Annotated in this window: 1 protein-coding gene; it reads left to right on the top strand. The window is 41.4% G+C overall.

The window, feature by feature from the left end; translation table 11 throughout:
* Window positions 1–16 precede the first annotated feature (16 nt).
* The coding region (locus A5844_RS09040) for a hypothetical protein (protein WP_179190578.1) at window positions 17–4,458 on the top strand (4,442 nt) is incomplete at its 3' end.

Raw genomic sequence — 4,458 nt, 5'->3', positions numbered from 1 at the left:
ATGAAGGAGTGAAAAAATGCCACAAAAAGGAAGGATACAACTGAAATCGCAGATGCCAAACAAAGGAGGAATACCACAAGCTATCTTTAGAGAAAAAATTGGGAAAGCAAATAACGAACGTAATGACAAGAATAAGTTAGGATTTGACCAAGCAAGGTTAAACGATATTGCCAATAATATGGGACAAACACCAGCCCCCGATAATTTACTGACATTAGAGGGAGTACTTTTTTTATCGCATATCTTTCGAAATGTTCGCTTAGTTGATCCTCCCGAACAACAGCCGGTCATCAAAAAAAATGCTCCAGCCTTTGAAGCGACTACACGGATTGATGTGAGAAGAGAAGGGAATCAGACAAGGATTCATTCCTTTGTTTCAACCTCCACCATCAATCGTGGGCGAATCCAGTCCTTGAATACGAATCAGACCATGTCTCAACCGACAATAGCGATCGCTCCCCTGTTTGCCAGTACGAGTTCTCTTTTTGACAATCAGACGTTTGGGAATCAGACATCAGCGACCGACCCACAAGATGTCGACATAGCGAAGAGGGCGCATGAATTAAGTGTTTTTTTTCATCAGAAAGTTCATGACCTCTACCAACTGGTGAATTGTACCACCACGAGAAGGACGGATCAGGTGAAGACCTGGATCGTCACAGGAGCAAGTGTGGAACAAACGAGATTTACCACGGTTTGTCAGAATGCGGTCGGTAGAGCTGAGACACAAAATAATCAAGGTAGGAAACAAGAAAATGATCTCCTACCTCTTTCTACGGATCCTATGACTGATCGAACAGTTCATGGAACTCCACCTTTTTCTGCGGAAGAGGCAGCTCAAAAACTAAGTAAAGCCTTTCAAGCTTCTTTTGAAAACCAACATAACGCTACAATAGATCCCCCAAATCATATACATAATCAAGTGACAGAAACATTTTGGAATGGATTAACGGAACGGTTATATCAATTCTTTTCTCAACATAAAAATATGGCTTCTACTCAAGAACAAGCCCATGGTGGGTCTTGGATATCGCATTTGGTGGATTTGTTACTACAAACTTTTTCGATAGATTATGGAAAACAAATTCCCTCTAACCCACTATTAGACAAGAACCTAAATTATCTGGTGAAATCACCATCTTCTAATCTAGCAATTCAACCGAAAAAGAAACAACCAGAAGGAACACCCAAAACGGTATCGGAACCTGTATTAGGAATGATACCTGAAATGGTATCGGAACCTGTACTAGAAATGACACCTGAAACGATGATGAAAAATGAGTCTGTATTGAACCTTGAAAAAGAGGGTTTTTTGCCTCAAGTTTGGCAGCTAGCCACAGATTTTTATGAAGTAGTTGATGGCTTTCTCCAACAATCCATTGGCCTCCAGTTTTTAGGCGTCGAGGCTTCGCCGTTGCCAACTACTCTAGAATTAGAGGGAAATCAAGGAACATTCAATGAGACACAGATAAGCGAGACAACTACAGAAAGCAGTCACGTCAACGGAACGACTCCTTATGTTAAGGGGGCTGAATTAGAGGTGACGGGATCTAGCGAAAGAAATGATACTCAGGAGATTAATGAAAAAATCCAAGCGTTTTTGCGGGGAAATGCCGCTGATCCAACAAAGATAGTAGCTCAGGAGACAAAGGAAGAGTCCCATCCGCCTGAATGGACGAGTGAACAAAAAGAGAACATTCGTCAAAAACTCGTCGATTTTTTCATGGGAAATGGAATAGCATGTCAAGAATCCAATGCTAAAGACCTAATAGAAACAGTCGGTGAGTGGGTGCTCCTTGAAGGAGCCTCTCCCGCAACACTGGATATGGTGAAAGTCAAACAACTCGCAAAAATCATCCTAGAAATGGGGGAAGAGTCAGTAATCTCAGAGGAACAAGCAGGTCTAACTATCGGATCATGGGTCTATGAAACAATGAAAGACATTCAACCGAAGGCTTTAGACTTGGTTGCAGAAACGACAGAACTAACAACAGAACAAACAACAGGAATGAATGCCACTCAACCAATAAGTACAGATAAACAAAAAAATAACGTCGAAACGGATGGCATTCAATGGCGAGATCCCAATGTACGAAAAGAAGTGGAAACCTTTTTACGGAAGAAGATACTCTCACCGAAACCAGCCAAAGAAGAAGTATTGATCGCTATGGGAAAACGGATCACAAAAGAAGAAAACAACCAATTGGTCTTCGATTATGAAAAACTTCAGTCTATGGCACAAGTGATTTTGAAAGCATTGCACCTCCATGACAGAAAAAACGGAGAGAAGATCTCAAATAAAGATGCCGAATTAACGGTCATGAAATGGGCTTTTGAAACAATATTAGAAAGTTCGATTGAAGCCTACATGATCAAAAAACTTGTGTCGGCACCTGATATCGATCAATTGACCATGGGGCGTTTGAGGGAGTTATTCACCGTTAGAAACTTGGAGAAAGAAGGATTGATTCAGTTGGGTGTTTCTACTCTTTCTCAAAAACAGAAGACTTTCTTTAACAAGCTATGGAATTTATTCCTCCAGCGAGAGTTGCCCAATTATTTTTTGGATAGCAGTGACTTAGCGGATGATTTGTTGATTTCTGATTATTCCTCCTTGATGCAGTTAACAGGAGCGAAGATTTTAAAGGAAGGAGAGTACCAATACCCCTTTAATCAAGAAGAAGCTCGACTGATGGGGGAGCATTTTTGGCAAACCATCCTTGAAAAAAAAATCACCACCTATGAAGAATTCCGTCATCTCCTGATGCCTTCTTTACTTGCGGTCGCTCAACTAGAACCGGATTTGTTACGAGAGGCATTGGCTACGGGCACCTACAAAGAAGTGGCGATCAGCACATTTATAGGATACCAACAAGAAGGCTATTTTCAACTGGTTGAACATCAAGAGCTGCTCAATCGTTTGTATAAAGCCTATCAAGAAGCCTTGCTTCAATGGCGTCGAAAAGAGGCGTTAGCCACCACTGTGGCACAGACGTGTATCGATAGGTTTGACTCTTCCTTTAGTTTTTATGAAATCAAACAAAGATATCTTGAAGGTTCGATCAAGCCATGTCCAGACATTGAATGGTTTCAACCGAAAATAGAAGACGTGTATACTAAATTGACAAAAAACGTCTCCGAGGTCCATGTTCCATTTGATAAAAAACTGGTTGAATTTGCGTTGAATGCAGTTGATCAAGAGGAACGTGCGTTTATTTTTTCGGGAGGGACTACCCTTTACGAGGGATTTGCCGAGTTGAAAAATGAAACCCATTATACAGGTGGTGCGCCAGGAACAGGTGGAATGTTACTGATTAATTTGAGAGGACGAGTGACGTGGGAGGATACCACGCTTAGTCTCGACAAAACGGATCTGTTTGTGGCTGTTCAAGGGAATGAAGAACGTTGGTATGCATTGAAGAGACTGGATGAAGAAGGGGGCTATATCCTTTATCGAGTCGATCAAGATTCCTTATCCTACTTCAAATATGGGTTATTTAATCGGAAGGATCTTTGGGAGAAAGGGTATCAACAAGTAGGAAATGAGATTCGCATCGGGGATAAATACTTTCAATTCTCTGCTCGTGTGAATCGAAGCAAGAAGTTATCCCATGGGGTGGAAATGGAACCGTTGATTGAGACATTGAGTCGTAAACATAGTGATCAATTGTACAAGCAACTCTACGATTCGGGAAACGATAAATCGGATACCGAAAAACTTTGGGAGGTCATCAAGCATTTCATCCCATTTTATGATTGTGTGACAGGGATCATCAATCAAGATACTGGTGAAGCAGTTACTTCGTGTACGATTGATGCGTTGCTTTTCATTCCAATAGTGGGACAAATCACTTCTCTCAATATGAAATTTGCGTTAGGGGTGGCTCGAGCGTTTGCCCGAGGAGGGATTCGAAGTGTCATCAAAAATAGTCGCCATTTTCTTCCGAATGTCGCTGAAATCAGAAAACTGGTTTGGAGTCTCGCACAGGCGATTGATCCAGGATTTGAAACGATCGTAGGTGGCGGTCGACTGGTGATTCAGAAAGCCTTGAAGTTCAAAAATGAATTTCGAGTCGGAATGAAAACCAAAGCTCTGTTAGAAAAAATAGAGATCATGGAGAAAGCCCGAGAGGCGTTGAAAAAAGAAATTGTGATGGCAGAGTTGAATGGTTTGGAAGTTCCCGTAAAAAAGATGAGTGGAGATCTATATATGCGGGTGACTAATTTGGACACTTCGGAGGTATTTGGTGGCTTGTATGTATTGAAAGGCAAACAGTTAGAACCTTATAGAGGGCCTGCCAAATTTACAACAGAACAACTAGAACTGATCGATCGTTTAGAATTCAAACTGGATAAAGATCAGATGTATGTCGTTAAAAACAATCCTGATCCCCAAGCCTATGGCGAAGGAATGATCACGACAGTCGCAAAAGAAGGAGAAGAGACGAAACGTTTTAT

The organism is Candidatus Enterococcus wittei, from assembly GCF_002140175.1.
Lineage (GTDB): Bacteria > Bacillota > Bacilli > Lactobacillales > Enterococcaceae > Enterococcus_B > Enterococcus_B wittei.
The sequence above is the reverse complement of the archived record's forward strand: the minus strand, read 5'-3'. Positions and strand labels throughout refer to the sequence as shown.